The following is a 24898-nucleotide window of genomic DNA, read 5'->3' on the forward strand; positions in this document are numbered from 1 at the left end:
GACGGTTTTCGTGTTCGACAGCCTGTTGAAGGACCAGGCCAATGTGACATTGGCTGGCGTGCCCGATGGTGCGGAAAGCTATGCGCTTGCGCGCTTGCTGACAGAAATACCGGCCCAAGGGTTGGCGTTGGTTTTTGTTGCCCGAGACGCGACGCGCATGGCCATGATCAGCGAGGCTCTCGGGTACTTTGATCCAGGTGCCGAGATCATTCAGCTGCCGGCATGGGACTGTTTGCCTTATGACCGGGTCTCGCCAAATCCGGCGATCAGTGCCCGGCGTCTTCTGGCCCTTGGTCAGCTCGCGCGCGGTATCGCAAAGGGGCGCAAAGTCCTTCTGGTCACCACACTGAACGCGGCCGTTCAGCGGATTCCGGAACGGGCGTTCATGGCCGAGCAGACCTTGTCCATGGCACCCGGCAATCAGGTCGATATGGCCGCGATCTCCAAATGGCTGGAGATGAACGGATTTTCCCGCACGCCAACCGTGCGCGAAACCGGCGAATACGCAGTGCGCGGCGGTATTGTCGATCTGTTCGCTCCCGGAGAAGAAGAGCCGGTGCGCCTTGATTTCTTTGGTGACACGCTGGAATCGATCCGCTCGTTCAACCCGGAAACCCAGCGGACCTCGAAACAGCTGAAACGCCTCGATCTCGTCCCGATGAGTGAGGTGGTGCTTTCTGAGGAGAGCATCTCTCGGTTCCGCCGTTCCTATCTTGCGAGCTTTGGCGCTGCCAGCCGGGACGATGTGCTTTACCAGTCGATCAGTGACGGCCGCCGTTATGCCGGCATGGAACACTGGTTGCCGTTGTTTCATGACAAGCTGGAAACGCTGTTTGATTTCATTGGCGACACACCGGTCGTGCTGGACGCCCGCAGCGCGGATGCGGTGCGTGAGCGGCTGGACCAGGTTGCCGAACACTACAAGGCCCGTGAAGAAGCCCGCGAGATGGGATCGGGTGCCGGTACTGTGCCTTACATGCCTGTGCCACCAGAAAAATTGTACTTCACACAGGATGAATGGACTGCGGCGCTTGCCGACCGGGCGACGGCGACGCTTGATCCCTTCACACCGCCGCCAGGCAGCGGCAAGACCGTCATCGAACTTGGTGGCCGCCAGGGGCGCAGTTTTGCCGCCGAACGGACTGCCGGTGATGTCAATATTTTTGATGCTCTCACGACCCATGTCCGCGAGCTTCAAAAAAGCGGCAAGCGCACCGTCATCGCCTGCTGGTCGGACGGGTCCCGGGACCGTCTCGGTCAGATCCTTGGCGATCATGGTCTTGGCGCGATTCATAATGTGGAGACGCTGGAGGAAACGGAAAAGCTTCCAGCCAAGACTTCAGCACTGTGTGTTCTGGGCATCGAACATGGATTTGAACTCTCCGATATCGCGTTTATTGGTGAACAGGACATTCTGGGCGACAGGCTTGTGCGCAAATCCCGCCGCAAGTCCAAGGGCGCGAATGTCATCACCGAGGCGACCGGATTGTCGGAAAGCGATCTGGTGGTTCATGTGGAGCACGGCATCGGGCGTTTCATCGGCCTGAAGACCGTTGAGGCCATTGGCGCCCCGCACGACTGCCTGGAACTGCAATATGCCGGCGGCGACAAGCTCTATCTGCCGGTTGAAAACATTGAACTTCTGTCCCGCTACGGATCAGAAGACCAGGAAGCGCAGCTCGACAAGCTCGGCGGTGGTGCCTGGCAGGCCCGCAAGGCCAAGCTCAAGAAACGCATCCTGGAGATCGCCGACGGGTTGATCAAAACAGCGGCGGAGCGGGCGCTCAAGACCGCACCTGTAGTGGAAACACCGGAAGGGGTCTACGACGAGTTCGCCACCAAATTTCCTTACGAGGAAACGGATGATCAGCTGAACGCCATTGATTCTGTCTTCGAGGATCTTTCCTCCGGGCGGCCGATGGACCGGCTGGTGTGCGGCGATGTTGGCTTTGGCAAAACTGAGGTGGCGCTGCGCGCCGCGTTCCTTGCTGCCATGTCCGGCCGCCAGGTCGCCGTTGTCGTCCCGACGACACTGCTTGCCCGGCAGCACTTCAAGACGTTCTCGGAGCGCTTTCACGGGCTCCCAATAAATGTCGCACACGCCTCCCGGCTGGTGCCGACGCGCCAGTTGACCCAGACCAAGAAGGGCATTGCCGACGGTTCGGTCGACATTGTTGTCGGCACCCATGCACTTTTGGGCAAATCCATCCAGTTCCGCGATCTTGGACTGCTGATCATCGATGAGGAACAGCATTTCGGGGTGAAGCACAAGGAGCGGCTGAAAGAACTGAAATCGGATATTCATGTTCTGACACTGTCCGCAACGCCGATCCCGAGAACGCTTCAACTGGCTTTGACGGGGGTGCGGGAATTGTCACTGATCGCAACGCCGCCCGTTGACCGGCTGGCGGTGCGGACTTTCGTGTCTCCGTTCGACCCGCTGGTGGTCCGCGAAGCCTTGCTGCGCGAACACTATCGCGGCGGCCAGAGCTTTTACGTTTGTCCGCGCCTGTCAGACATTGCCGAACGTAGGGACTTCCTGGAAGAGGCTGTCCCGGAACTGAAAGTCGCCGTTGCGCATGGTCAGATGCCGCCGGGCGAGCTCGAAGACGTCATGAACGCCTTCTATGAGGGCAAATATAACGTTCTCTTGTCGACCACGATTGTGGAATCCGGTCTTGATATTCCGACCGCAAACACGTTGATCGTACACCGTGCCGATATGTTCGGGCTTTCCCAGCTTTATCAGCTGCGCGGACGCGTTGGCCGGTCGAAAACACGCGCCTATGCGCTCTTTACGGTTCCGGCCAACAAGACGCTCACGCCCACTGCCGAACGGCGCTTGAAAGTCCTGCAATCCCTGGAAACGCTGGGTGCCGGGTTCCAGTTGGCAAGTCATGATCTGGACATCCGCGGTGCCGGCAATCTTCTGGGCGACGAGCAGTCCGGGCACATCAAGGAGGTCGGGTTCGAGCTCTACCAGCAAATGCTGGAAGAAGCGGTTGCCAAGCTGAAGGACGGCGGCGCTGATTTCGGCGAGGAAAAATGGTCGCCGCAAATCAACATCGGCACGCCCGTCTTGATACCGGAAGATTATGTCGGCGATTTGCAGCTGCGTCTGCAGCTTTACCGGCGTCTCGGTGATGTCACGGAAGCGCAGGAGATTGACGCCTTTGGCGCCGAACTGATCGACCGCTTCGGCCCGATGCCGGAAGAGGTCCAGCATCTTTTGAAGATCGTCTACATCAAGGGACTGTGCCGCAAGGCAAATGTCGAAAAGGTCGATGCCGGTCCGAAGGGTGTCGTTGTGTCTTTCCGCAACAGCGAGTTTGCGAACCCCGCTGGCCTTGTGTCCTACATTGCCGAGCAGGGTGTGCTCGCCAAGATCCGGCCGGATCAGAAAGTGGTTCTGACCCGCGACTGGGAAAACACCGACAAGCGTTTGAAGGGCGCGGCGACGATCCTGACCAAGCTGGCCCGTCTGGCGGCGGCTTGAAGGCAGTGGACATTGCGGCACTATGTCCGCAGCGTTTTGATAGAGAGCTGATAAAGTAGCGGTCTCAATAACTTCTGAGGAGTTCGTCAGATGAGTGCCGCCGTCAGTCTTCCTTTGGACAGTCAGCTTAACGCCTATCACGCTTCAAAAGACTACATGGACGTCTACAGCGGGGATTTGACCGGACGGCCGGATCTCATCGAGTGCGATATGCGCGTTCTTGCCAAGCACATGACCACCATCGACATGCCCTGGGCGCAGGGTCTGCTAAAGCTTCGTGACCGCCTCGCCAGAACTGTGAACCTCAAGACCACAGACGATTTGGCGAACGAAGCTCCGCCGAAGCCGTTATCTGAGGTTGGTCCTGGAGATCGGATCGCGTTCTTCAAGGTCTATGAGGTCCGAGAGAATGAAATTATGCTCGGCGAAGATGACTGGCATCAGGACTTCCGCCTCTCGGTCTTCAGGCAGTTGACGCCTGAACCGAAGGTTTTCGTTTCAACGTGCTGCAAGCGTCACAATTTCTTTGGTTACGCCTATCTCGCAGCAATCCTGCCGGCGCACAAAATGCTAGTGAAACAGAGCATTGATAACGCGTTGAAGCGTCCGATGATGAACTGACCGCAGGCGACCTATCGCCTAATGCTCTACGAGGCGTCTTCCCAGCCTTCTTCGCCGATCAGCGGCACGAAAGTGACGTCGCACAGAGGTTCGCTGGAGTACTCGGTCTCGGAAAGCCGGGTGACGCGCAACAACTGTTGTTGGTGGCGGGTGGGACCTGCAGGGATCACCAAACGGCCTCCAATCGCAAGCTGGTCTTTCAATGGGCCCGGCAGGGCCGGGCTACCGGCTGCGACCATGATGGCGTCGAATGGGGCTTCTTGCGGATATCCAAGGGTGCCGTCGCCGCAATGGACTCTGACTGTCGGATAGCCCGCGCGGACAAGATTGGCTTTTGCACGGTCCGCAAGCTCTGACTTGCGCTCAATTCCAATGACCTTAGCGCCCATCTCTGCCATGACGGCGGCTGCGTATCCCGAGCCCGTCCCGATATCGAGAACGCGTGACCCTGTTTCGATTTTCAAGGCCTCACACATCAGGGCGACGATATAGGGCAGAGAAATCGTCTGTCCGCATCCGATCGGTATCGGGCGGTCCTCATAGGCGTGATGACGGCTTTCGCTCAGCACAAACAGATGACGTGGCACCTTTGACATAGCTGCAAGGACTGCGGCATCGGAAATGCCACGCGCCCGGATCTGCCGATCCACCATATGCAAGCGCTCTTCGTGATCATCTTTCATGATTGCATTTTTCAGGAACCGGGGATGGTTGCAAGTTTAAGTACTGCATCAAGACTCTATTAAGCCTGAATCGCCATAGTAAGCTGACAAAGAGGCCACCAGTTTTAGCGTTCAAGGTCCCAAGAGTGCCCCGAGCAGCCACACGTCAGCGAAAACAATCCTTTCTGCGCCGTCTCATAACCCCCGTGCTTGCTATTGCAGCGCTCGGGTATTTCGGCTTTCATGCCATGAATGGTGAATTGGGCGTCGTCGGCCGCGCCATGATCGAACGTCAAGTTGCCGAACTCGAGGGCGAACTGCAGCTTCTTGTCGCCGAACGCCGGGAGCTTGCGGCCCGGGTCAGTTTGTTGCGTCCGGAAAGTCTGGATCCCGATATGCTGGACGAACGGGCCCGGCTCTATCTTAATCTGGTGCACCCGGATGAGCTCGTCGTGCTGAAACCGCAGACCGTGGCCCAATAAACTGGATTTGAGTTGAATTCTGCGACTTAACCGATATTTGGTTATGCAAAAATTAGTTCAATTATATCATATGAATAGCCGCCAATCGCACTGCGAGATTGCCATGTTGGATTGCCCTTTCATCCGGGATACGTTTCTCTGACCTGTCTTAGGGGAAACGTCACACCGAGTTGAGGGAAATGGCAGCAGCGAAGAAGACCAGCGCCGGCACCAGCCGGACCCGCAGTTCCGCCAAAAAGGCCGAACCTGCGATCGCCGAGTTCACCAAGGAAGAGGAATTTCACGCCTACCGCGAAATGCTTCTGATCCGCCGCTTTGAAGAAAAGGCCGGTCAGCTTTACGGCATGGGCCTCATCGGTGGTTTCTGTCACCTTTACATCGGCCAGGAAGCCGTGGTTGTCGGCATGCAGATGGCAAAGATCGATGGCGATCAGATGATCACGGCATACCGGGATCACGGTCACATGCTGGCGATGGACCTCGACCCGAAAGGCGTTATGGCCGAGCTCACCGGACGCCGCGGCGGCTTGTCGAAAGGCAAGGGCGGCTCCATGCACATGTTCTCCAAGGAAAAACACTTCTACGGCGGTCACGGCATCGTCGGCGCGCAGGTGTCGCTTGGAACCGGCCTTGGCTTTGCAAACAAATACCGCGAGAACGGTAACGTCTGCATGACCTTCTTCGGTGACGGCGCCTCGAACCAGGGTCAGGTTTACGAGAGCTTCAACATGGCCGAGCTCTGGAAGCTGCCGGTCATCTATGTGATCGAGAACAACAAATACGGCATGGGCACCAGCGTTGAGCGTTCATCGTCCATGACAGACCTGTCGCAGCGCGGCGCATCGTTCAACATTCCGGGCGAAAAAGTCGACGGCATGGATGTACGCGCTGTTATGGCAGCCTCCAAAAAGGCGCTGGAATGGTGCCGCGACGGCAAAGGCCCGTACATCCTAGAAATGGTGACATACCGTTACCGCGGACATTCCATGTCTGATCCGGCGAAATACCGGTCCAAAGATGAAGTTCAAAAGATGCGGACCGAGCACGATCCGATCGAACAGGTCCGCAAGCGTTTGCTCGACAACAAATGGGCAACCGAAGACGATCTCAAAGGGCTCGACAAGGATATTCGCGCACGTGTCGCGGAAGCTGCTGAATTTGCACAGACCGATCCGGAGCCGGACGCGTCTGAACTCTATACCGACATTTTGCTTTAAGGCCGGGGGACATTATGCCGATTGACATTTTGATGCCGGCGCTTTCGCCGACAATGGAAGAGGGGAAACTCGCCAAGTGGCTGAAAGCCGAGGGCGATACGGTTTCCGCAGGCGATGTGATCGCCGAAATCGAGACTGACAAGGCAACCATGGAAGTGGAAGCCGTTGATGAAGGCACACTTGGCAAGATCCTGGTTGCCGAGGGCACCGACAACGTCAAGGTGAACGAAAAGATCGCGATCCTGCTGGGCGAGGGTGAGGATGCAAGTGCCGCTGATGCTGCTGCGTCTGCGCCAGCTGCGGACGCTGCTCCTGCGGCCGCCGCTGCACCAGCTGCGCCGGCACCGGCCGTTGCATCCGCGCCAACTCCACAGGCACCGGCGCCGGAGACTGCCGAAGATCCGGAAATCCCGGCAGGCACGTCCATGAAGTCGTCGACTGTCCGCGAAGCTTTGCGCGATGCGATGGCGGAAGAAATGCGCCGCGACGGCGACGTGTTCGTCATGGGTGAGGAAGTGGCCGAATACCAGGGCGCCTACAAGATTACGCAAGGCCTCCTGGACGAGTTCGGCGAAAAACGCGTCATCGATACGCCAATCACCGAGCACGGCTTTGCCGGTTTGGGTGTGGGTGCGGCGATGGCGGGCCTTAAGCCGATTGTTGAGTTCATGACCTTCAACTTCGCCATGCAGGCGATTGACCAGATCATCAACTCTGCCGCCAAGACGCTCTACATGTCCGGTGGACAGATGGGTGCACCGATGGTGTTCCGCGGCCCGAATGGGGCAGCCGCCCGCGTTGGCGCGCAGCACTCCCAGGACTACGCCGCATGGTATGCGCATGTTCCGGGTCTGAAGGTGATTCAGCCATATTCGGCAGCGGACGCCAAGGGCTTGCTCAAGGCAGCGATCCGCGATCCGAACCCGGTGATCTTCCTGGAAAACGAGATCCTCTACGGTCATTCGTTCGAAATTCCGGACATGGATGATTTCGTCCTGCCGATCGGCAAGGCGAAGATCGAGCGCGGCGGCACGGACGTTACTCTGGTGTCCTGGGGCATCGGTATGACCTACACCATGAAGGCCGCTGAAGAATTGGCTGGAATGGGCATTTCGGCTGAGGTGGTCAACCTCCGCACGATCCGCCCGCTCGACATTGACACGGTTCTCGCCTCGGTCCGCAAGACCGGACGGGTTGTGACCGTCGAGGAAGCCTTCCCGATGTGTTCCGTATCGTCGGAGATCGCCTTCCAGGTTCAGGAAAAAGCCTTCGATTATCTCGATGCGCCGATCCTGCGGGTCACCGGCAAGGATGTTCCGATGCCGTATGCCGCAAATCTGGAAAAGCTGGCGCTGCCAAACGTTGGCGAAGTCATCGACGCAGTCAAAGCCGTAACCTACACCAGCTAAAGGCGGGGAACCGGACATGCCAATTAACATCACCATGCCGGCTCTCTCTCCGACAATGGAAGAGGGCAACCTGGCCAAATGGCTGGTCAAGGAAGGCGACACGGTTTCAGCCGGCGATGTCATCGCTGAAATTGAAACCGACAAGGCAACCATGGAAGTGGAAGCCGTGGACGAAGGAACGGTCGGCAAGATCGTCGTTGAAGCCGGAACGGAAGGCGTGAAGGTCAATGACCTGATCGCCGTTCTTCTGGAAGATGGCGAAGATGCAAGCGCGATCGACACATCCGGGGCCGCAGCCCCGGCAGCGCCAGCACAATCTCCGGCCCCTGCCGCAGATGCCGGTGCGAAGGAAGTCATCCCGGTTGGCGCTGAGGCGGCAACGGATCCGATCCCGGCTCCAAAGGCCGCTGACGGCGGACGCATTTTTGCATCGCCGCTGGCGCGCCGTTTGGCGCAGATCAATGGACTTGATCTGAAGGCTCTGTCGGGTTCCGGCCCGCATGGCCGGATCGTCAAGAAGGACATTGAGGCAGCTGTTGCAGCTGGTACCAGCAAGGCCGCAGCAGCGCCAGCAGCCGCAGAGGCTCCGAAGGCGGCCGCCGCTACGCCGGCTGCAGGTCCGTCCTCGGATCAGGTTCTGAAGCTCTTCGAAGAAGGCTCCTACGAACTCGTTCCGCACGACGGCATGCGCAAGACCATTGCCAAGCGCCTGACCGAATCCAAACAGACCATCCCGCACTTCTACGTGTCGGTGGACTGTGAACTGGATGCGCTTCTGGCCTTGCGGTCCCAGCTGAATGGGGCAGCTAGCACCGATAAGGAAGGCAAGCCTGCCTACAAGCTGTCGGTCAACGACATGACCATCAAAGCGCTCGCCTTGGCGCTGAGAGACGTGCCGGACGCAAACGTGTCCTGGACCGATGACAACATGGTCAAGCACAAGCATGCTGACGTAGGTGTTGCCGTGTCGATCCCGGGCGGTTTGATCACGCCGATCATCCGCCGGGCGGAGGAAAAGCCACTGTCGGTCATCTCCAACGAGATGAAGGACATGGGCGCCCGGGCGAAGTCCAAGAAGTTGCAGCCTCAGGAATACCAGGGCGGCACGACGGCCGTGTCCAACATGGGCATGATGGGCGTCAAGGACTTCTCGGCTGTCGTCAATCCGCCGCACGCCACCATCCTGGCAGTCGGTGCGGGTGAACAGCGCCCGGTCGTCAAGGACGGCGCATTGGCCATCGCAACCGTCATGTCCGTCACGCTCTCCACCGATCACCGGTGTGTGGACGGGGCGCTCGGTGCCGAGCTGCTGGCGGCCTTCAAGGGCTACATTGAAAACCCGATGAGCATGCTCGTCTAAGACTGGCTCTCAAAAGCGCGGCGTATCTGCCGCGCTTTTTTCAAGGTTTCTACTTTTCGCCGGGGAAAACACCATGGCTGATACCAATTATGACGTGATCATCATCGGCTCCGGGCCGGGTGGTTATGTGACCGCGATCCGGGCCGCGCAGCTCGGGCTGAAAACTGCGATCGTCGAGCGCGAACACCTCGGCGGCATCTGCCTCAACTGGGGCTGTATTCCGACCAAGGCGCTGTTGCGCTCTGCGGAAATGATGGACCATGCCAACCATGCCAAGAGCTTCGGCCTGAAGCTGGAAGGCAAGATGACGGCGGACGTCAAAGACGTGGTCGCCCGTTCCCGCGGAGTTTCTGCGCGGCTGAACGGCGGCGTCGGTTTCTTGATGAAGAAGAACAAGATCGATGTCATCTGGGGCGAGGCGAAACTCACCAAACCGGGTGAGATCGTTGTAGGCAAGCCGTCCAAGCCAGCGGTCGAGCCGCAGCACCCGGCGCCAAAGGGCACGAAGGGTGAGGGGACTTACACCGCCAAGCACATCATCGTTGCGACCGGTGCCCGTCCGCGCGCTTTGCCGGGCATTGAGCCGGATGGCAAGCTGATCTGGACTTACTTCGAGGCGATGAAGCCTGAAAAAATGCCGAAGTCCATGGTCGTTATGGGGTCTGGCGCCATCGGGATCGAATTCGCGTCTTTCTACCTTTCCATGGGCGTGGATGTGACCGTTGTCGAGTTGATGCCAAATGTCATGCCGGTTGAGGACGATGAGATTTCGAAGTTTGCCCGAAAGATGCTCGAAAAGCGCGGCATGAAGATCATCACCGAAGCGAAAGTGTCCAAGGTCGACAAAGCGGCCGACAGCATCACGGCGCATGTGGAAACCAAGGACGGCAAGGTTCAGCAAATCACGGCAGACCGCCTGATTTCCGCAGTCGGTGTTCAGGGCAACATTGAGAACCTCGGTCTTGAAACGCTTGGTGTCAAAACCGATCGCGGATGTATCGTCATCGACGGATACGGCAAGACCAATGTTCCGGGCCTTTACGCTATTGGCGACGTCGCCGGTCCGCCGATGCTTGCACACAAGGCAGAGCACGAAGGTGTGGTTTGCATTGAAAAGATCGCTGGTCTTCCAAATGTCCATCCGATGGACAAGGGCAAGATCCCGGGGTGTACCTACTGCACACCTCAAGTTGCGTCCGTTGGCTTGAATGAAGCCAAGGCAAAGGCTGAAGGCCGTGACATCCGGGTTGGCCGGTACCAGTTCAATGCCAACGGTAAGGCCATCGCTCTTGGTGAAGACGCCGGCATGATTAAGGTGATCTTTGACAAGAAGTCTGGTGAGCTGCTTGGCGCGCATATGGTCGGCGCGGAAGTGACCGAACTCATTCAGGGCTTTGTGGTCGCAATGAACCTGGAAACGACCGAAGAAGACCTGATGCACACCATTTTCCCGCATCCGACTTTGTCGGAAATGATGAAGGAAAGTGTGCTCGATGCGTATGGCCGCGTCCTGAACGCCTGATCGAAATTGCACATTCATATCTGGACCCAGGCAGCGAAATGTTTAACGTGGCGCTATCTGGGTTCAGGCACATAAGGAGCCGTTTGATATGGATGTTAAAGCAATTTTGATTTGGGCCGCGATCGGGATTATCGCCGGTTGGCTGGCCAGTGTCGTCGTTGGCGGCGGAGGATTGATCCGGTATTTGATCACCGGTTTGATTGGCGCGTTTGTTGGTGGTTTTTTGTTCAAGGCCGTCGGCATCAACATTGATCTTGGCAATGCGTATGTGAACGAGATCGTGGTCGCGGCCATCGGCGCTGTTGTTATTGTGCTGCTGGCGCGATTGATCGCCTGAATTTTCTCAAAGGAGTGCCCGCAATGGGGCTGATTATCACAATCATTATTGGCCTGATTGCGGGCGGTGTCGCCCATAGGGTGCTGAACAGCCGGGGCGGTTTTCTAGGCAGCCTCATTGTTGGCCTGGTCGGCGCGCTGATCGGCGGTGAATTTGCATCCATCCTAAATCTGAATGTCACCGGTGGGGTGCTCGATCGATTGATCATCGCCGTCATTGGCGCGATCCTTTTTCTGTTCGTCTGGAAAAAGGTTTTCAAATAAATAATGGTGCGGTTCGCAGCAGAACATCGCCTTGCCACATATGGAACGCTCGCGCCGGGGCGGGTGAACCATCATCACGTTGAAAATGTTCAAGGAAGCTGGACCACAGGGATGATCCGCGGGCGCTTGATTGAGGCCGGGTGGGGCGCTGGCCTTGGGTATCCAGGGCTTGTTGCCGACCCGAACGGCGACAGCATCGAAGTGCATGTATTGGTTTCAATTGACCTTATCAACCATTGGGACCGGCTGGACGCCTTTGAGGGAGCCGGGTATCAACGCGTATCGATCGATGTTGAGACACCTGAAGGGCAAGTCCTGGCATCGATCTACGTGATTGCAACTGAGACAGAAGAATGAAGACCGAAGCCTTCGCCCACATATCTGATTTTCCAATGACCGCTTCAGACAAGCTGCGCTACGCAGATACCGACCGTCAGGGCCATGTGAACAATGCGGTCTTTGCGACCTTTTTGGAAACCGGACGGACGGAAGTTATCTACGGTGAAGCTTTAGCGGACACTGGAGCGTCCTTCGTCATTGCAAGGTTGGAGCTGGATTTCCTGGCTGAAGTGAACTGGCCGGGGGAAGTGCAGATTGGAACTGTTGTGCAGGATGTTGGAAGATCTTCCTTCAAACTGCATCAGAAAATCTTCCAGGACGGCAAGGCTGTTGCACAGGCAGTCACTGTTATCGTCCAGATGAACAATGAAAGGCGCCGGTCGCATTTGCTGACAGACCGCGCGAAGAACCGTCTCAATACACTGACCAGCCCTGCGTCAACTTGCTAGCAGGCATGACAGTTTTGTGGCTTGATCTTTAACGGAAAGAACGACACTTAAGGCCCATGGTTACGATCGTCGACACGCTCAATCGCCCGAAAGATCCATCCGAAGCGCGCCCGCGGCACCCGGAAAAGGCGCATCGCCCGGATAATCCCGTCCAGCGCAAGCCCAAGTGGATTCGCGTCAAGGCGCCGACTTCGCCTGTCTACAAAGAAACCCATAACACGGTTCGGCAAAACAACCTGGTGACCGTGTGCGAAGAGGCTGGCTGCCCGAACATTGGCGAGTGCTGGTCCAAGAAACACGCGTCCTTCATGATTTTGGGCGACACTTGCACCCGCGCATGCGCCTTTTGTAACGTGCGCACCGGCATGCCGGGGCCGATCGACCCGAAAGAGCCCCAGGGTGTTGCGGACGCCGTTGCAACGATGGGCCTGGAGCATGTCGTGGTCACATCCGTCGACCGGGATGATTTGGATGATGGGGGGGCACGGCACTTCGCGGATGTCATTCAGGCCATCCGAAAGACATCTCCATCGACAACGGTCGAGGTGCTTACTCCGGATTTCCTGCGCAAGGATGGCGCAATTGAAATCGTTGTTGAAGCGAGGCCGGATGTCTTCAACCATAATCTTGAGACGGTTCCGTCCAAATACTTAAAAGTCCGCCCAGGCGCGCGCTATTTTCATTCAATCCGCCTTCTTCAGAAAGTGAAGGAACTGGATCCGGAAATGTTCACCAAATCCGGCATTATGGTCGGCCTTGGCGAAGAGCGGAACGAAGTGCTCCAGCTGATGGACGACTTGCGCGCCGCGGATGTCGACTTTCTGACGATCGGTCAATACCTGCAGCCGTCGAAGAAGCACCATCCGGTGATGTCCTTTGTGACGCCTGAAGAATTCAAGGGGTATGAGCGGATCGCTTACGCAAAGGGATTCCTGAAGGTTTCTGCGAGCCCGCTGACACGGTCATCACATCATGCGGGCGAAGATTTCGCGGATCTGCGCGCGGCCCGCAAGGCAAAACTCGGCCACTGACGGCCCGCTTAAAGGATTTGGCAAGGCGATAGGACCACACTAACCCATGCCCAGTTTCTCATCTTCGCATAAGGTCAATCACAAGGCAGACGACATGTTCCGCCTCGTGGCGGATGTTGAGCAGTATCCGAAATTCGTTCCGCTTTGCCAGGCCCTTCAAGTGCGTGGCCGGAAGGAGCTGCCGGACGGGCGCACTGTGCTGGTCGCCGATATGACCGTTGCCTATAAGATGTTCAAAGAAACATTCACCAGCCGGGTGGAACTTCAACCGGAGAGCAAGACCATTTTGGTGGAGTATCTGGACGGCCCGTTCAAGCATCTTGAGAACAAGTGGACGTTCAAGGATGTGGACGATGGTCGGAGCACGGTCGGGTTTTACATCAATTACGAGTTCCGCAGCCGAGCGCTTGGATCGTTGATGGGGGCCATGTTCGATAAGGCATTTCGGAAATTTTCAAACGCCTTCGAAACCCGCGCAGATCAGGTCTACGGCGGCTAGGTCTTGGTCCGGCCGCTAATGCCGATTTATTTGAACTGCTTGAATGCGTCGCGGATCGTATGGATGCGGCTTGCCCGTGTCTGGAAGGATCCTTCCGGCTCCCGCAGGGCTTCGATTTCCCGCTTGTCCAGGCCGAGGTCGTAAAGGCTGGCGAAAGCCGTGTTGTCGCTGCACAACACATTGCGCTCTTCACCGAAGTTTTCTTCCAGGATCAATGTTCGACCGGCGGCCACTTCTTCCTCGGTCCAAACGACGGTGGTCGTGCTGACCCAGAACATGCGATCGCAATACTGCGCCTGGTAGTAGCCTTCTTTCGGCCGTGTCAGAATTTCGTGGGAGCCGGTGAAGGTGCCATCCGGATATTGAGATCGGATATAGTAGTCGCTTTGCGCAAAACTGGAACCGGCCAGAGTGATTGCTGGCAAAAACGTCAGGATTGCTATGCATTGAGCGCGTGTCATCGGCAAATGTCCTGTGCGGTTTTCGGTCCTAGTCTTTAAGTCACGATCCTTTTTTACTGCAATTGTCTTGCGTGAGCCTTACCAAGGGATTTAAAGCCTATTCAGTGGCGTGATAAGAGCCTTTTGCCTTGTCACCAGAGCCGAATGACTTGCTAATTGCAGCGAAGCGGCTGATCGGGTTCACCAGCGGGCCGTCTTCCTGAATGATCAGTCGCGGATCTTCATTGATCCCAAGATCAGCAAGGGTAACTTGTTCTTCCGGGTTTGCGCAAATCGGCCGCCAGCCTTTGCCGCGATTGTACTCGACGCGCAGCTCATATCCGCGGTCCACTTCAATCTGGGTCCATGCAACAGTTGCATACCTGACCCAATAGGACCGTTGGCAATAGGTGACCTCAACCAGCCCTTCGGCCATGCGGTTGTAAATTTGATGGGAGCCGCGGAAAATGCGATGACCGTCCCGGGAGATGATGTAGGTATCACCCGGCTCGAGTTGGTCTGCGTAGGTTTGGGTTGTTGCGGTGCACGCAAGCGCCAGCGCGGCGGCCATTACTGTCTTCTGGATCATCATATCCGGTCCTTATTCGCGAACTCATTTCGCGAAAGCAAAGCTGCTCAAGGTCTTGAATAACCCAAATCCTTCAAGAACAAATTTCTGAAGGGGGTCGAAATTGTCTAAAGTTTTAACGAAAATAACGCTGCGGCATATTTGGGTGGATTAAGTTGAATGTCAGCGGGTGTGGTAGCTTTTATACCTGCTTTCAGCCTTGCTCTTGTTAAAGATGCCGCTGATCGCGCTCAAGCGACTGACAGGCTTGTCGTCATTTTGTGACTGTTGCAGGAATTCTCTCGGCTGCATGTCGATGCCAAGATCGGCAAGGGCGACCTGATCTTGCGGGCGCTCACAGATTGGGCGCCATCCACGGCCGAAATTGTATTCGATCTGAACTGTCCGGCCGAGTTCGGTCTCAAACTGTGTCCACGCAACGGAGTGGCTGCGCACATAGTAGTCGCGATTGCAGTAGCTGACTTGTTTCAAACCACTGGAATACTCGAGGTAGAGTTTGTGGCTTCCAACGAACGTGCCTTGTTGATCCCGGGATATAAAATAGAAGTCTCCAGGCTGGGGAATTCCACTTGCCTGAGCACTGACTGGAACCAACAATGTGATCGCCGCGAGAAGGGCGTTTCTAATCGTCATGGCACGGATGTTCTGTTTGCAACGACTGCAACCTACATTTGCCGGGCCAGGCCGTAAAACGCCTTTCTTGGCCAGTGTAAACCACCGGTTACCAAGCGGCGGACGGTTTTATAGGTGTTTTATTTGCATTGCACAATTGCCCGCAATCACACCAGCAGAACGCTGGGTCATGTGCTTTCGACAGCGATTGAGCAGCTTCTCTTTGCAGGCTCAAAAAACTTATGACCTAGCAGCTAGTCCAGAGCGTCGAGCAGAGCGGTGAGGGCGGTCTGAACCGTTTCTAGCCGGATTGAGGTCCTGCCATTGTCGGCAAACCAGCAATGCAAATGCCGCGTCGGTTTATTCTTCACCGCAACAGCAATATGAACGGTTCCGACCGGTTTTTCGTCGCTGCCGCCGCCAGGTCCGGCAATTCCCGTGACGGACACCGCAATGTCGGCTTTGGACTTGGCGAGCGCGCCTTCTGCCATTGCGATGGCAACGTCTTTACTAACTGCACCGACCTTATCAATCAGTTGTTCCGGTACACCGAGCATGTCCGTCTTGGCTTCGTTGGAATAGGTCACAAACCCGCGGTCCACGACGGCTGAAGAGCCCGCAATATCGGTCAAGCTCCCGGCAATAAGCCCGCCGGTGCAAGATTCTGCTGTTGCTACCATCATGTTCCGCGCCTTCATGGCGTCCAGAACGGAGGCTGCGAGGGTGCCAAAATCAGAGAGGTTTGCAGGGTGTTTGCCTGACATGTGGATCTCACTCATCTTCTTTCAGTGGCAGGCGGACCGTTACGCTGGCGAGCGCTGCGATACCTTCTCTCCGGCCAGTAAACCCGAGTTTTTCCGATGTTGTCGCCTTTACGGAAACCCGAGAGCCGGGAATGTCGCAGATAGCTGCGATGGATGCCCGGATTGTTTCGCGATGCGGGCCTATCTTTGGAGCCTCGCAGACGATGGTGACGTCTATATGGGCGATCCGGCCGCCAAGATCTGTGACCCGGCGGACTGCGTCCATCTGAAATTGGTCCGACGCAGCGCCTTTCCACTTTGGGTCACTGGGCGGAAAATGCCGACCGATATCGCCGTCGCCAATGGCGCCAAGTGTGGCGTCTGTAATCGCATGCAGGACCACGTCCGCATCCGAGTGGCCTTTCAATGATTGGGTATGAGGTATGGCCACGCCGCCAAGAAAGACCTCTGATCCGGCCTCAAATGCATGAACATCATATCCGATGCCGTTCCGGACATCTTGTAGGTTTGCCAGAGACGGTTTTGGATGAGTTGAGGCAGTCATGGTCCAGGTCTTTGCTAGGGTTTGTGCCCGGCTGAGGTCGGCCGGCGTAGTTATCTTGAAGTTCGCCGGATCGCCATTGCTCAGTGCGATCACAAGGCCAGCCCATTCTGCAAGACTGGTGTCATCGGTGAAGTCATCGTGACCAGCAGTTGCCGCGGCCTGATGCGCGGAAAGGATCTTGGCGAAGGGGAAACCCTGCGGCGTTTGTGCCGCATGAAGATTGCTGCGGTCGACGGTTTCCAACCTATCCGCGCCTTGTGGCTGGCGTTTTAAAGTGTCAACGACGGGAACTGCGGGAAGAACGCCGTTTTGGCCATTTTCCAATGCTTCGATAATGCCGTCCAATACGTCGGCGCTCAGGAAGGGGCGGGCTGCATCATGTATAAGGACAAAATCCGCTTCGGCTTTTTCCAAAGCCTTCAAACCGTTCAAGACCGACATTTGCCGTGTTTTTCCGCCAACTACCGCAGGCAAGAGCTTTGAAGATACTTCTTGCGGCATAGACTCGACGGCGTTGGCATACGCGTCGCCGTCTTCTGCGTGGATCACGGTGAGAATAGTTGAGATTGCGGGATGATTCCCGAGTGCTTTCAATGTATGGGAGAGGACCGGAGCGTCGGCGATTTGCCGGTACTGCTTCGGAGTGGTGCTGCCGTCTCGCGCCATTCGGCTGCCGCGTCCGGCGGCGACAACAAGAGCGGCGGTTTTCGGCATGGTGTTGGATCTCCAAAGGGCAGTTGCCTCGTCACGAGATCGTCTTTAACCAAATCAATGGCCTGACCGCAATTTATCCCTTGTTGCCATCTGTGAAATGTCTAGTATATAGGCAGAATGAGAAATGCACAGACAATGAGCATTTGTGAAAGCGCGTCGCGACCTGGCATGAAGTCTATCAAGATTGGCCCCCACTCCCTGAAAAATCGCGCAGTCCTGGCGCCAATGTCTGGCGTGAGCGATCTGCCGTTCCGCCGTCTGGCTGCCCGGTTTGGTGCTGGCATGGTGGTTAGCGAAATGGTTGCCAGCGAATCCTTCGTCAAAGGTGATGCGGAAACCCAGATGCGCGCTGAAGCGCAGGATGGGGGGCTGCATGTTGTCCAACTGGCTGGCCGGGAAGCGCGATGGATGGGCGAAGCGGCCAAAGTCATCGCAGGTCTGGGCGCCGATATCATCGACATCAATATGGGATGTCCGGCGAAAAAGGTGACCTCGGGGTATTCCGGCTCAGCCTTGATGCGCGATCTCGACCATGCCCTGACCTTGATCGAAGCAACAGTTGAAGCCGTTGATGTCCCGGTGACACTCAAGATGCGTCTTGGTTGGGACGATACGACGATCAATGCGCCTGAGCTTGCGCGGCGGGCGGAAGCTGCCGGTGTTCAACTGATCACGGTGCATGGCCGAACACGTTGTCAATTTTATAAGGGCACTGCGGACTGGAACGCTATTTCGGCTGTCAAATCTGAAATATCGGTACCGCTGATCGCCAATGGCGACTGCACGGGTATCGAGAGCGCAGACGCGATGTTGGTGGCGTCTGGTGCGGATGCGGTCATGATCGGGCGTGGTGCATATGGCCGGCCATGGCTGCCGGGCCTCGTTGGACACTATCTGGAAACGGGCGAGATCCTGTCAGCACCCCAAGGCAATGCGCTTGGCGATCTGGTGATCGAGCATTACGAGGCAATTCTGGACCTTTATGGCGTTTTGCCAGGCGTGCGCATCGCGCGAAAACATCTCGGCTGGTACCTCGATACGTCCATTGAACAGGGCGGACTTGATATGCCGGGCGCACTCAAAAAGACAATGATGACATCGAACCAGCCGGATGAAGTCGTCCGGATTGCGTCCGATTGGTTTTCTTCCTGCAAAACACGGACGGCAGCGTGACGGATCGAGATACTCCAAAGGTACGCACCGAAGCCCTGGCCAGCGATGGTCCAACCATCCTCGATGCACTGCCGCATCCGGTCCTGCTTGTTGCTCCCGACGGGGTGATTGAATCGGCCAATATGGCGGCGGAGTTTTTCATGCGGTCCAGCATCTCGGTGCTGCGCCGGCATCCAATTAATGAGTTCATCCCGTTCGGAAGTCCGCTGCTGACCTTGATTGATCAGGTTCGTGAGCGCGGTGCCGCTGTCAACGAGTACAAGGTCGACATCGGGTCGCCGCGCATCGGCGCGCCTAAGATTGTCGACATCAATGCAGCGCCGGTCGCAAACCGGCCCGGTGCCGTGGTGCTTATGTTTCAAGAGCGTACCATGGCGGAAAAAATCGACCGCCAACTGACGTCGCGCGGTGCGGCGCGCACGGTCACAGGCTTGGCCGCCATGCTTGCGCATGAGATCAAGAACCCGTTGTCCGGGATTCGCGGTGCCGCCCAGTTGCTTGAACAATCTGCTCCCGATGAAGACCGGGCTTTGACCCGGTTGATCACGGATGAAACCGACCGGATCGTGAAACTGGTCGACCGGATGGAAGTGTTTTCCGATGAACGGCCGATCGAGCGCGACCCCGTCAACATCCATGTGGTACTGGATCATGTGAAGCGCCTGTCCGACAGCGGCTTTGCCCGGGACAACCGGATCACTGAAAATTATGACCCGTCGTTGCCGCCGGTTTATGCCAACAAGGATCAGCTGATCCAGGTATTCTTGAACCTGATCAAGAACGCCAGCGAGGCGATTGGGGACGATCCGGATGGCGAAATCCGGGTCTCGACCGCGTTCCGGCCCGGTGTCCGTCTGTCCGTGCCCGGCACGGAAGACAAGGTCAGCCTGCCGCTGGAGTTTTGCGTCCAGGACAATGGTCCGGGCGTTCCTGAAGATTTGCTGCCGCATCTGTTTGAGCCATTTATCACAACAAAAACAAACGGTTCCGGACTGGGTCTCGCGCTCGTTGCCAAGATCATTGGCGATCATGGCGGTGTCATCGAGTGTGACAGCCAGCGCGGAAAAACCGTCTTCCGGATTTTGATGCCAGCGTATTCAACCACCGATTCCGGGTCTGGGACCGGAGCAGTATAAGGGCTGACTGACCATGCCGACTGGCACGATTTTGGTTGCCGATGATGATGCCGCCATCCGCACCGTGCTTAACCAGGCCCTGTCGCGGGCTGGATATACGGTGCGTTTGACGTCGAATGCGTCCACGCTCTGGCGATGGGTTTCTGCCGGCGACGGCGATCTGGTGATCACTGATGTGGTTATGCCGGATGAGAACATCTTTGATGTCTTGCCGCGCATCAAGAAGATGCGCCCGGAACTGCCCGTTCTGGTCATGAGTGCGCAAAACACGTTCATGACCGCAATCAAGGCATCGGAAAAGGGGGCCTATGAGTATCTGCCCAAGCCGTTTGACCTGAAAGAACTGACCGGGATCGTCCAGCGTGCGCTGGAAGAGCCGAAGAAACGTCCTGTGGCCGACCTTGAGGAAAGCGGCGAGGGAATGCCGCTTGTCGGCCGATCGCCGGCCATGCAGGAGATTTACCGCGTTCTGGCCCGTCTGATGCAGACAGATTTGACGGTCATGATCAACGGTGAATCCGGAACGGGCAAGGAATTGGTAGCGCGCGCCCTTCATGATTACGGCAAACGGCGCAACGGCCCCTTTGTTGCGATCAACATGGCGGCCATTCCGCGGGATCTGATCGAGGCCGAGCTGTTCGGGCATGAGAAAGGCGCATTCACGGGCGCACAGAACAGAAGCTCCGGCCGGTTCGAGCAGGCCGACGGTGGAACGCTTTTCCTGGACGAGATCGGCGATATGCCCATGGAGGCGCAGACCCGGCTTCTCCGTGTCCTTCAGCAGGGCGAATACACCACTGTCGGTGGCCGGACACCGATCAAGACTGACGTGCGGATTGTTGCGGCGACCAACAAGGACTTGCGGCACCTGATTAATCAGGGACTTTTCCGCGAAGATCTTTATTTCCGGCTGAATGTTGTTCCGATCCGCCTCCCACCGCTGCGCGAGCGGGTCGAAGACATTCCGGACCTTGTGCGGCACTTTTTCTCAATAGCCGAAAAAGAGGGCCTTCCCGCCAAACAGGTCGATCAGAGTGCGATGAACCTGATGCGCCGGTACCGTTGGCCGGGCAACGTGCGGGAACTTGAAAACCTCGTGCGCAGGCTGGCTGCGCTCTATCCGCAGGATGTGATTGGCGAGGCAATGCTCGATCATGAGCTGAGCCAACCGTCTACGAATCCGCTTGAAGATGAAACATCCGAAACCGTTGATCTTGGCGGTTCCGTTGAAAAGTACTTGTCCGGATATTTCGAAACATTCGGCGACGCGCTTCCGCCCCCTGGTCTCTACCACCGCATCTTGCGTGAGGTGGAGTACCCGCTGATCAGCGCAGCACTCGCGGCAACACGGGGAAATCAGATCAAGGCGGCGGAGCTTTTGGGCGTTAACCGCAACACATTGCGGAAGAAAATCCGGGATTTGGATATACAGGTCATGCGCTCCACACGGTGACCCTGGAACAGTATTCAGCGCCACTTTTCACTTGAATTTGTCAGTGGACGAATTTGCCTTGTCGCAATTTCGCAACATTGTGTGGTAAGTCTGCCGCATTCGCAGAGCTTCTGACTCTGCGCCGAAATTTTGCAGGCAAATACCAGGGGCCGAATGATACTGGAAACCGCGCAACATCCCGTAGCGCAATCCGGCAGCGCCAGTAAGTTCTGGCGGCGTGCCGGTCTTGCCGTGATGATCCTGGCGCTCATTTCCATCGGGGTCACGTTCTTCATCCTGATGGGTCTGACGTCTCTCGACCCGACACGCGACGTTATCGTCACAGCCATGGCGATCAACGGCCTTTGGGCCGTGATCCTGTTGGCGCTCATCGGCTATGAAATCATCAAACTGCTTCAGGCGCGCCGCCGGGGCCGGGCAGCTGCCCGTCTTCATGTGCGGGTGGTGGCGCTGTTCAGTGTCGTTGCTGCTGTTCCGGCGATCCTGATGGCTATTCTGGCGGCTGTGACGCTTGATCGTGGGCTCGATCGCTGGTTTGAGGACCGCACACGCACCATCATTGACAACGCCTTGACGGTGGCGCAGGCCTATTTGCAGGAACACGCGCGGGTCCTGCGGGGTGATCTCATTGCAATGCGGACCGATCTGGACCGGGCAAAGCCGGTTTATGATTTTGAGCCGACCCGGTTTGATCAGTTTTTCCGAACTCAGGTCTCCTTGCGCGGCATCCTGGCGGCCTACATCATCAACCGCGAAGGCGACGTGGTGACAAGGGTTGTTCTGGATCCCAACGCCGATATCCCGCTGCCGCCTGCAGATAGCATTTTCAAGGCGCAATCCGGTGATCCAATTCTGATTGCACCAGGAGTTTCAAACCTTGTCGGCGGAGTGATGAACCTCTCCGCTTATGATGGTTTCGTTCTCTACGCAGTACGCCGCCTGGATCCACGTGTCGTGGAGTACATGGGCCTTGCCGAAAGCGGTGCCCTTCAATACCAGCAAATGGAAAACAGCCGGTTCGGGGTTCAGATCGCCTTTGCGCTGGTCTATCTTGGCGTCGCTCTAGTTCTGCTGCTTTCCGCGATCTGGATTGGCTTCGGATTCGCCAATCAACTGGTCTCACCGATCCGCAGCCTCATTTCTGCGGCAGACGAAGTAGCGAGCGGCAACCTGTCCGTCACCGTGCCAACGGAGAAAGCCGGCGGCGACCTTGCCAATCTTGGGCAAAGTTTCAACAAGATGACAGGTCAGTTGGTCGGTCAAAGGGATGCGCTTCTTGCGGCCAACGAGCAGATTGATCGGAGGCGGCGCTTCAACGAAGCGGTTCTGTCCGGGGTCTCGACCGGCGTTATCGGGGTGGATGATGAGGGATCCATCATTCTGGTCAACCGGTCGGCTGAAGAGCTCCTGCAGGTTGAGGAAATCGGGATCCTGAACAAACCGCTGCCGGACGTCTTGCCGGAGTTGACGGACTACCTTTCCGATGTTCTGGCCCTGCAAGGCGACAAAATGCCTGAAACGCAGATCGAAATCACGCGTGGGGGACGGCTGCGGACAATCAATGTGCGCACTACAAGCGAGCAATCCACCCGACGGGAACACGGTTTCGTTGTGACACTGGATGACATTACCGGCCTTGTATCCGCACAGCGGAATTCTGCCTGGGCGGATGTTGCCCGGCGGATCGCACATGAGATCAAGAACCCATTGACACCGATCCAGTTGTCAGCCGAGCGGATCCGCCGGCGCTATGGCAAGCGGATCGAAGAGGATCGCGAAGTCTTTGACCAGTGCATCGATACAATCGTGCGCCAGGTCGGCGATATCGGGCAGATGGTCGACGAATTCTCATCCTTTGCGCGCATGCGCAAACCGAAAAAAAGAACCAGCGATTTGCGGGAATCAGTCCGAAACGCTGCTTTCATGCAGTCCGTGGCCAACCCGGACATATCAGTAACCGCCGACTTGCCTGAACGCCCTGTTTTGGCGACGTACGATGAGCGGCTGGTCGGACAGGCCTTCACAAATGTCATCAAGAACGCCACAGAAGCCGTCGCTGCCCGGACGGGTGACGATTTGCCCAAGGGGTCGGTCTCCGTTCACGTCAAATGTGATCCGGAGGACGATCCGCATCGGGTAATTGTTGATGTGGTCGACAACGGTATCGGCCTGCCGGAAGAAAATCGATCGCGGCTTTTGGAGCCGTACATGACGACACGTGAGAAGGGGACAGGACTAGGACTTGCCATTGTGCGCAAGATTCTGGAAGACCATGGAGGAGGCATTGAATTGCTGGATGCGCCAAAGGCCAAACCGGACGACACCGGGACGCTCGTCCGGTTGACGCTCTCCATGAAGCCGTCTGAAACCCTTGATACAGACCAAACCGAAGAAGAAGCAGTGACCGCCCATGGCGCATGACATTCTGGTTGTAGACGACGAAACCGATATCCGTGAGATGATTGCCGGCATTTTGGATGACGACGGATATGGCACCCGCACGGCACATGACTCAGACAGCGCGATTGCCGCCGTGAAAGAGCGCAAGCCGTCGCTTGTCATCCTCGATATCTGGTTGATGGGAAGCCGGTTGGACGGCTTGGCACTGTTGGATCAGTTCAAGGAAACCGATCCCAATTTGCCGGTGGTGATCATTTCGGGCCATGGCAACATTGAGACGGCTGTGTCAGCAATCAAGCGCGGTGCTTACGACTACATCGAAAAACCGTTTAAGGCAGACCGCCTGGTCCATATCGTCGAAAGGGCGCTCGAAGCTTCCAGTTTGCGCCGCGAAGTGCGCGATTTGCGTCAGCGCAGCGGGGAAACCAGCGATATCGTCGGGGATTCATCAGCAGCCAACGGTTTGCGTCAGACCATCGAAAAGATTGCCGCAACGAACAGCCGAATACTGATTTCCGGTCCATCGGGATCGGGGAAGGAACGCGCGGCACGAATGATCCATGATCTTTCACCACGTGCCAAAAGCCCGTTTGTGGTTCTTAATGCTGCAACCATCACGCCTTCTCGCATGGAAGAAGAGCTATTCGGCATCGAAGATGAAAGCGGGAACTTGCGCAAAATCGGCGCTTTGGAAGAAGCCCATGGCGGAACGCTGTACCTGGATGAAGTCGCCGACATGCCGGCAGAAACGCAAGGCAAGATCCTTAGAGTTCTGGTGGAGCAGAGTTTTTCGCGTGTTGGCGGGACCGGCAAGGTACAGGTCGACATCCGGATTCTGTCGTCGACATCAAAGAACCTGGAAGAACACATTGCAACGGGCCTGTTCCGGCAAGATCTCTATCACCGCCTGAGCGTGGTGCCTCTCCGAGTGCCGGGACTTTCGGAACGCCGGGAAGACATTCCCGTGCTTGTTAGCCACTTCATGGAGCAAATCTCCGCTGCGTCCGGCATTCCGCTGCGCCCGATTGGCGACGATGCCATGGCGGTCCTTCAAACCCACGACTGGCCAGGAAACGTCCGCCAGCTGCGGAACAACGTCGAGCGTCTGTTGATCCTGAGCCGGGGTGAGCCGGACAGCACCATTACCGCGGACCTTCTGCCGGCCGAAATCGGGGAAACCCTGCCGAGCTTGCCTTCGTCTGGAACAGGGGAACACTTGATGTCAGTTCCACTGCGCGAGGCGCGGGAAATCTTTGAACGCGAGTATCTTCAGGCGCAAATCAAGAGATTTGACGGCAACATCTCGCGCACCGCGGAATTTGTCGGTATGGAACGGTCAGCGCTGCACCGCAAGCTGAAGACCTTGGGAATGACCTGACGCGCCAG

The 24898-nt window shown here is 57.0% G+C and carries 24 protein-coding genes; 18 read left to right on the forward strand and 6 right to left on the reverse strand.

Annotation, left to right across the window (positions count from 1 at the left end; all coding sequences use genetic code 11):
• Window positions 1-10 precede the first annotated feature (10 nt).
• Together mfd and SADFL11_RS05475 are read left to right on the forward strand one after the other, a co-directional pair.
• Window positions 11-3496 (forward strand): transcription-repair coupling factor, encoded by a 3486-nt coding sequence (mfd, locus tag SADFL11_RS05470; RefSeq protein WP_008193347.1) that lies wholly within the window; start codon window positions 11-13, stop codon window positions 3494-3496.
• A gap of 90 nt (window positions 3497-3586) precedes the next feature.
• Window positions 3587-4117, forward strand: a complete 531-nt coding sequence (locus SADFL11_RS05475; RefSeq protein ID WP_008195486.1) for a DUF2867 domain-containing protein — start codon at window positions 3587-3589, stop codon at window positions 4115-4117.
• Window positions 4118-4143: 26 nt separating this feature from the next.
• Here the strand turns inward: SADFL11_RS05475 and SADFL11_RS05480 are convergent, their stop codons facing one another.
• Entirely contained in the window at window positions 4144-4800 is a 657-nt protein-coding gene (locus tag SADFL11_RS05480; protein WP_008191168.1) for a protein-L-isoaspartate(D-aspartate) O-methyltransferase, read from the reverse strand.
• A 185-nt stretch (window positions 4801-4985) separates the two neighbouring features.
• On the opposite strand from SADFL11_RS05480, the gene SADFL11_RS05485 reads away from it, so the two are divergent.
• From SADFL11_RS05485 to SADFL11_RS05535, 11 genes are all read left to right on the forward strand, one after another.
• The gene (locus tag SADFL11_RS05485; RefSeq protein ID WP_228198246.1) at window positions 4986-5261 is read left to right on the forward strand and encodes an FtsB family cell division protein; all 276 of its coding nucleotides are present in this window, start codon (window positions 4986-4988) and stop codon (window positions 5259-5261) included.
• Between the two features lie 179 nt (window positions 5262-5440).
• Window positions 5441-6478, forward strand: a complete 1038-nt coding sequence (gene pdhA / locus SADFL11_RS05490; RefSeq protein WP_008193085.1) for a pyruvate dehydrogenase (acetyl-transferring) E1 component subunit alpha — start codon at window positions 5441-5443, stop codon at window positions 6476-6478.
• 14 nt (window positions 6479-6492) lie between these two features.
• Window positions 6493-7887, forward strand: a complete 1395-nt coding sequence (locus SADFL11_RS05495; protein ID WP_008195296.1) for a pyruvate dehydrogenase complex E1 component subunit beta — start codon at window positions 6493-6495, stop codon at window positions 7885-7887.
• 55 nt (window positions 7888-7942) lie between these two features.
• Window positions 7943-9247 (forward strand): pyruvate dehydrogenase complex dihydrolipoamide acetyltransferase, encoded by a 1305-nt coding sequence (locus tag SADFL11_RS05500; protein ID WP_407690688.1) that lies wholly within the window; start codon window positions 7943-7945, stop codon window positions 9245-9247.
• 73 nt (window positions 9248-9320) lie between these two features.
• Window positions 9321-10769, forward strand: coding sequence for a dihydrolipoyl dehydrogenase (gene lpdA / locus SADFL11_RS05505; protein ID WP_008195735.1), 1449 nt, complete (start codon window positions 9321-9323; stop codon window positions 10767-10769).
• A gap of 88 nt (window positions 10770-10857) precedes the next feature.
• Window positions 10858-11106 carry a GlsB/YeaQ/YmgE family stress response membrane protein gene (locus SADFL11_RS05510; RefSeq protein ID WP_008196031.1) on the forward strand — a complete coding sequence of 83 codons (249 nt, stop codon included), beginning with the start codon at window positions 10858-10860 and terminating at the stop codon, window positions 11104-11106.
• 23 nt (window positions 11107-11129) lie between these two features.
• Complete coding sequence (locus SADFL11_RS05515) at window positions 11130-11369, forward strand: GlsB/YeaQ/YmgE family stress response membrane protein (RefSeq protein ID WP_008197015.1); 240 nt, start codon at window positions 11130-11132, stop codon at window positions 11367-11369.
• 3 nt (window positions 11370-11372) lie between these two features.
• Window positions 11373-11726 (forward strand): gamma-glutamylcyclotransferase family protein, encoded by a 354-nt coding sequence (locus SADFL11_RS05520; RefSeq protein ID WP_040450482.1) that lies wholly within the window; start codon window positions 11373-11375, stop codon window positions 11724-11726.
• Entirely contained in the window at window positions 11723-12157 is a 435-nt protein-coding gene (locus SADFL11_RS05525) for an acyl-CoA thioesterase (RefSeq protein WP_008189810.1), read from the forward strand. Before SADFL11_RS05520 ends, SADFL11_RS05525 begins: the two co-directional genes overlap by 4 nt.
• 56 nt (window positions 12158-12213) lie before the next feature.
• Entirely contained in the window at window positions 12214-13188 is a 975-nt protein-coding gene (gene lipA / locus SADFL11_RS05530; RefSeq protein WP_008195126.1) for a lipoyl synthase, read from the forward strand.
• A 46-nt stretch (window positions 13189-13234) separates the two neighbouring features.
• On the forward strand, window positions 13235-13687 hold the full coding sequence (locus SADFL11_RS05535) for a type II toxin-antitoxin system RatA family toxin (RefSeq protein ID WP_008191939.1): 453 nt from the start codon (window positions 13235-13237) through the stop codon (window positions 13685-13687).
• Between the two features lie 26 nt (window positions 13688-13713).
• On the opposite strand, the gene SADFL11_RS05540 is transcribed toward SADFL11_RS05535, so the two are convergent.
• From SADFL11_RS05540 to SADFL11_RS05560, 5 genes are all read right to left on the reverse strand, one after another.
• A complete protein-coding gene (locus tag SADFL11_RS05540) occupies window positions 13714-14148 on the reverse strand; it encodes a hypothetical protein (protein ID WP_008197177.1) in 435 nt (144 codons plus the stop codon).
• A 97-nt stretch (window positions 14149-14245) separates the two neighbouring features.
• Window positions 14246-14719 carry a hypothetical protein gene (locus SADFL11_RS05545; RefSeq protein ID WP_134852917.1) on the reverse strand — a complete coding sequence of 158 codons (474 nt, stop codon included), beginning with the start codon at window positions 14717-14719 and terminating at the stop codon, window positions 14246-14248.
• A 159-nt stretch (window positions 14720-14878) separates the two neighbouring features.
• Window positions 14879-15349, reverse strand: coding sequence for a hypothetical protein (locus SADFL11_RS05550; protein ID WP_040450479.1), 471 nt, complete (start codon window positions 15347-15349; stop codon window positions 14879-14881).
• 233 nt (window positions 15350-15582) lie between these two features.
• The gene (locus tag SADFL11_RS05555; protein WP_050776114.1) at window positions 15583-16092 is read right to left on the reverse strand and encodes a CinA family protein; all 510 of its coding nucleotides are present in this window, start codon (window positions 16090-16092) and stop codon (window positions 15583-15585) included.
• Window positions 16093-16099: 7 nt separating this feature from the next.
• Window positions 16100-17350 carry a bifunctional 2-C-methyl-D-erythritol 4-phosphate cytidylyltransferase/2-C-methyl-D-erythritol 2,4-cyclodiphosphate synthase gene (locus SADFL11_RS05560; protein WP_008192047.1) on the reverse strand — a complete coding sequence of 417 codons (1251 nt, stop codon included), beginning with the start codon at window positions 17348-17350 and terminating at the stop codon, window positions 16100-16102.
• Window positions 17351-17518: 168 nt separating this feature from the next.
• Between SADFL11_RS05560 and dusB the strand changes: the two genes are divergently transcribed.
• The 5 genes from dusB to ntrX all read left to right on the forward strand — a co-directional run bounded on the left by dusB (window position 17519) and on the right by ntrX (window position 24890).
• The gene (dusB, locus tag SADFL11_RS05565) at window positions 17519-18523 is read left to right on the forward strand and encodes a tRNA dihydrouridine synthase DusB (RefSeq protein ID WP_040450477.1); all 1005 of its coding nucleotides are present in this window, start codon (window positions 17519-17521) and stop codon (window positions 18521-18523) included.
• On the forward strand, window positions 18520-19659 hold the full coding sequence (locus SADFL11_RS05570; protein WP_040452054.1) for a two-component system sensor histidine kinase NtrB: 1140 nt from the start codon (window positions 18520-18522) through the stop codon (window positions 19657-19659). The genes dusB and SADFL11_RS05570 overlap by 4 nt, the downstream gene beginning before the upstream one ends.
• 13 nt (window positions 19660-19672) lie before the next feature.
• Window positions 19673-21112, forward strand: coding sequence for a nitrogen regulation protein NR(I) (ntrC, locus tag SADFL11_RS05575; protein ID WP_008191129.1), 1440 nt, complete (start codon window positions 19673-19675; stop codon window positions 21110-21112).
• A 153-nt stretch (window positions 21113-21265) separates the two neighbouring features.
• Window positions 21266-23533 (forward strand): sensor histidine kinase NtrY-like, encoded by a 2268-nt coding sequence (locus SADFL11_RS05580; protein ID WP_008197374.1) that lies wholly within the window; start codon window positions 21266-21268, stop codon window positions 23531-23533.
• On the forward strand, window positions 23523-24890 hold the full coding sequence (gene ntrX, locus SADFL11_RS05585) for a nitrogen assimilation response regulator NtrX (protein ID WP_008189008.1): 1368 nt from the start codon (window positions 23523-23525) through the stop codon (window positions 24888-24890). Before SADFL11_RS05580 ends, ntrX begins: the two co-directional genes overlap by 11 nt.
• The last annotated feature ends 8 nt before the right edge of the window (window positions 24891-24898 follow it).

The sequence above is a fragment of the Roseibium alexandrii DFL-11 genome, from assembly GCF_000158095.2.
Classification (GTDB): domain Bacteria; phylum Pseudomonadota; class Alphaproteobacteria; order Rhizobiales; family Stappiaceae; genus Roseibium; species Roseibium alexandrii.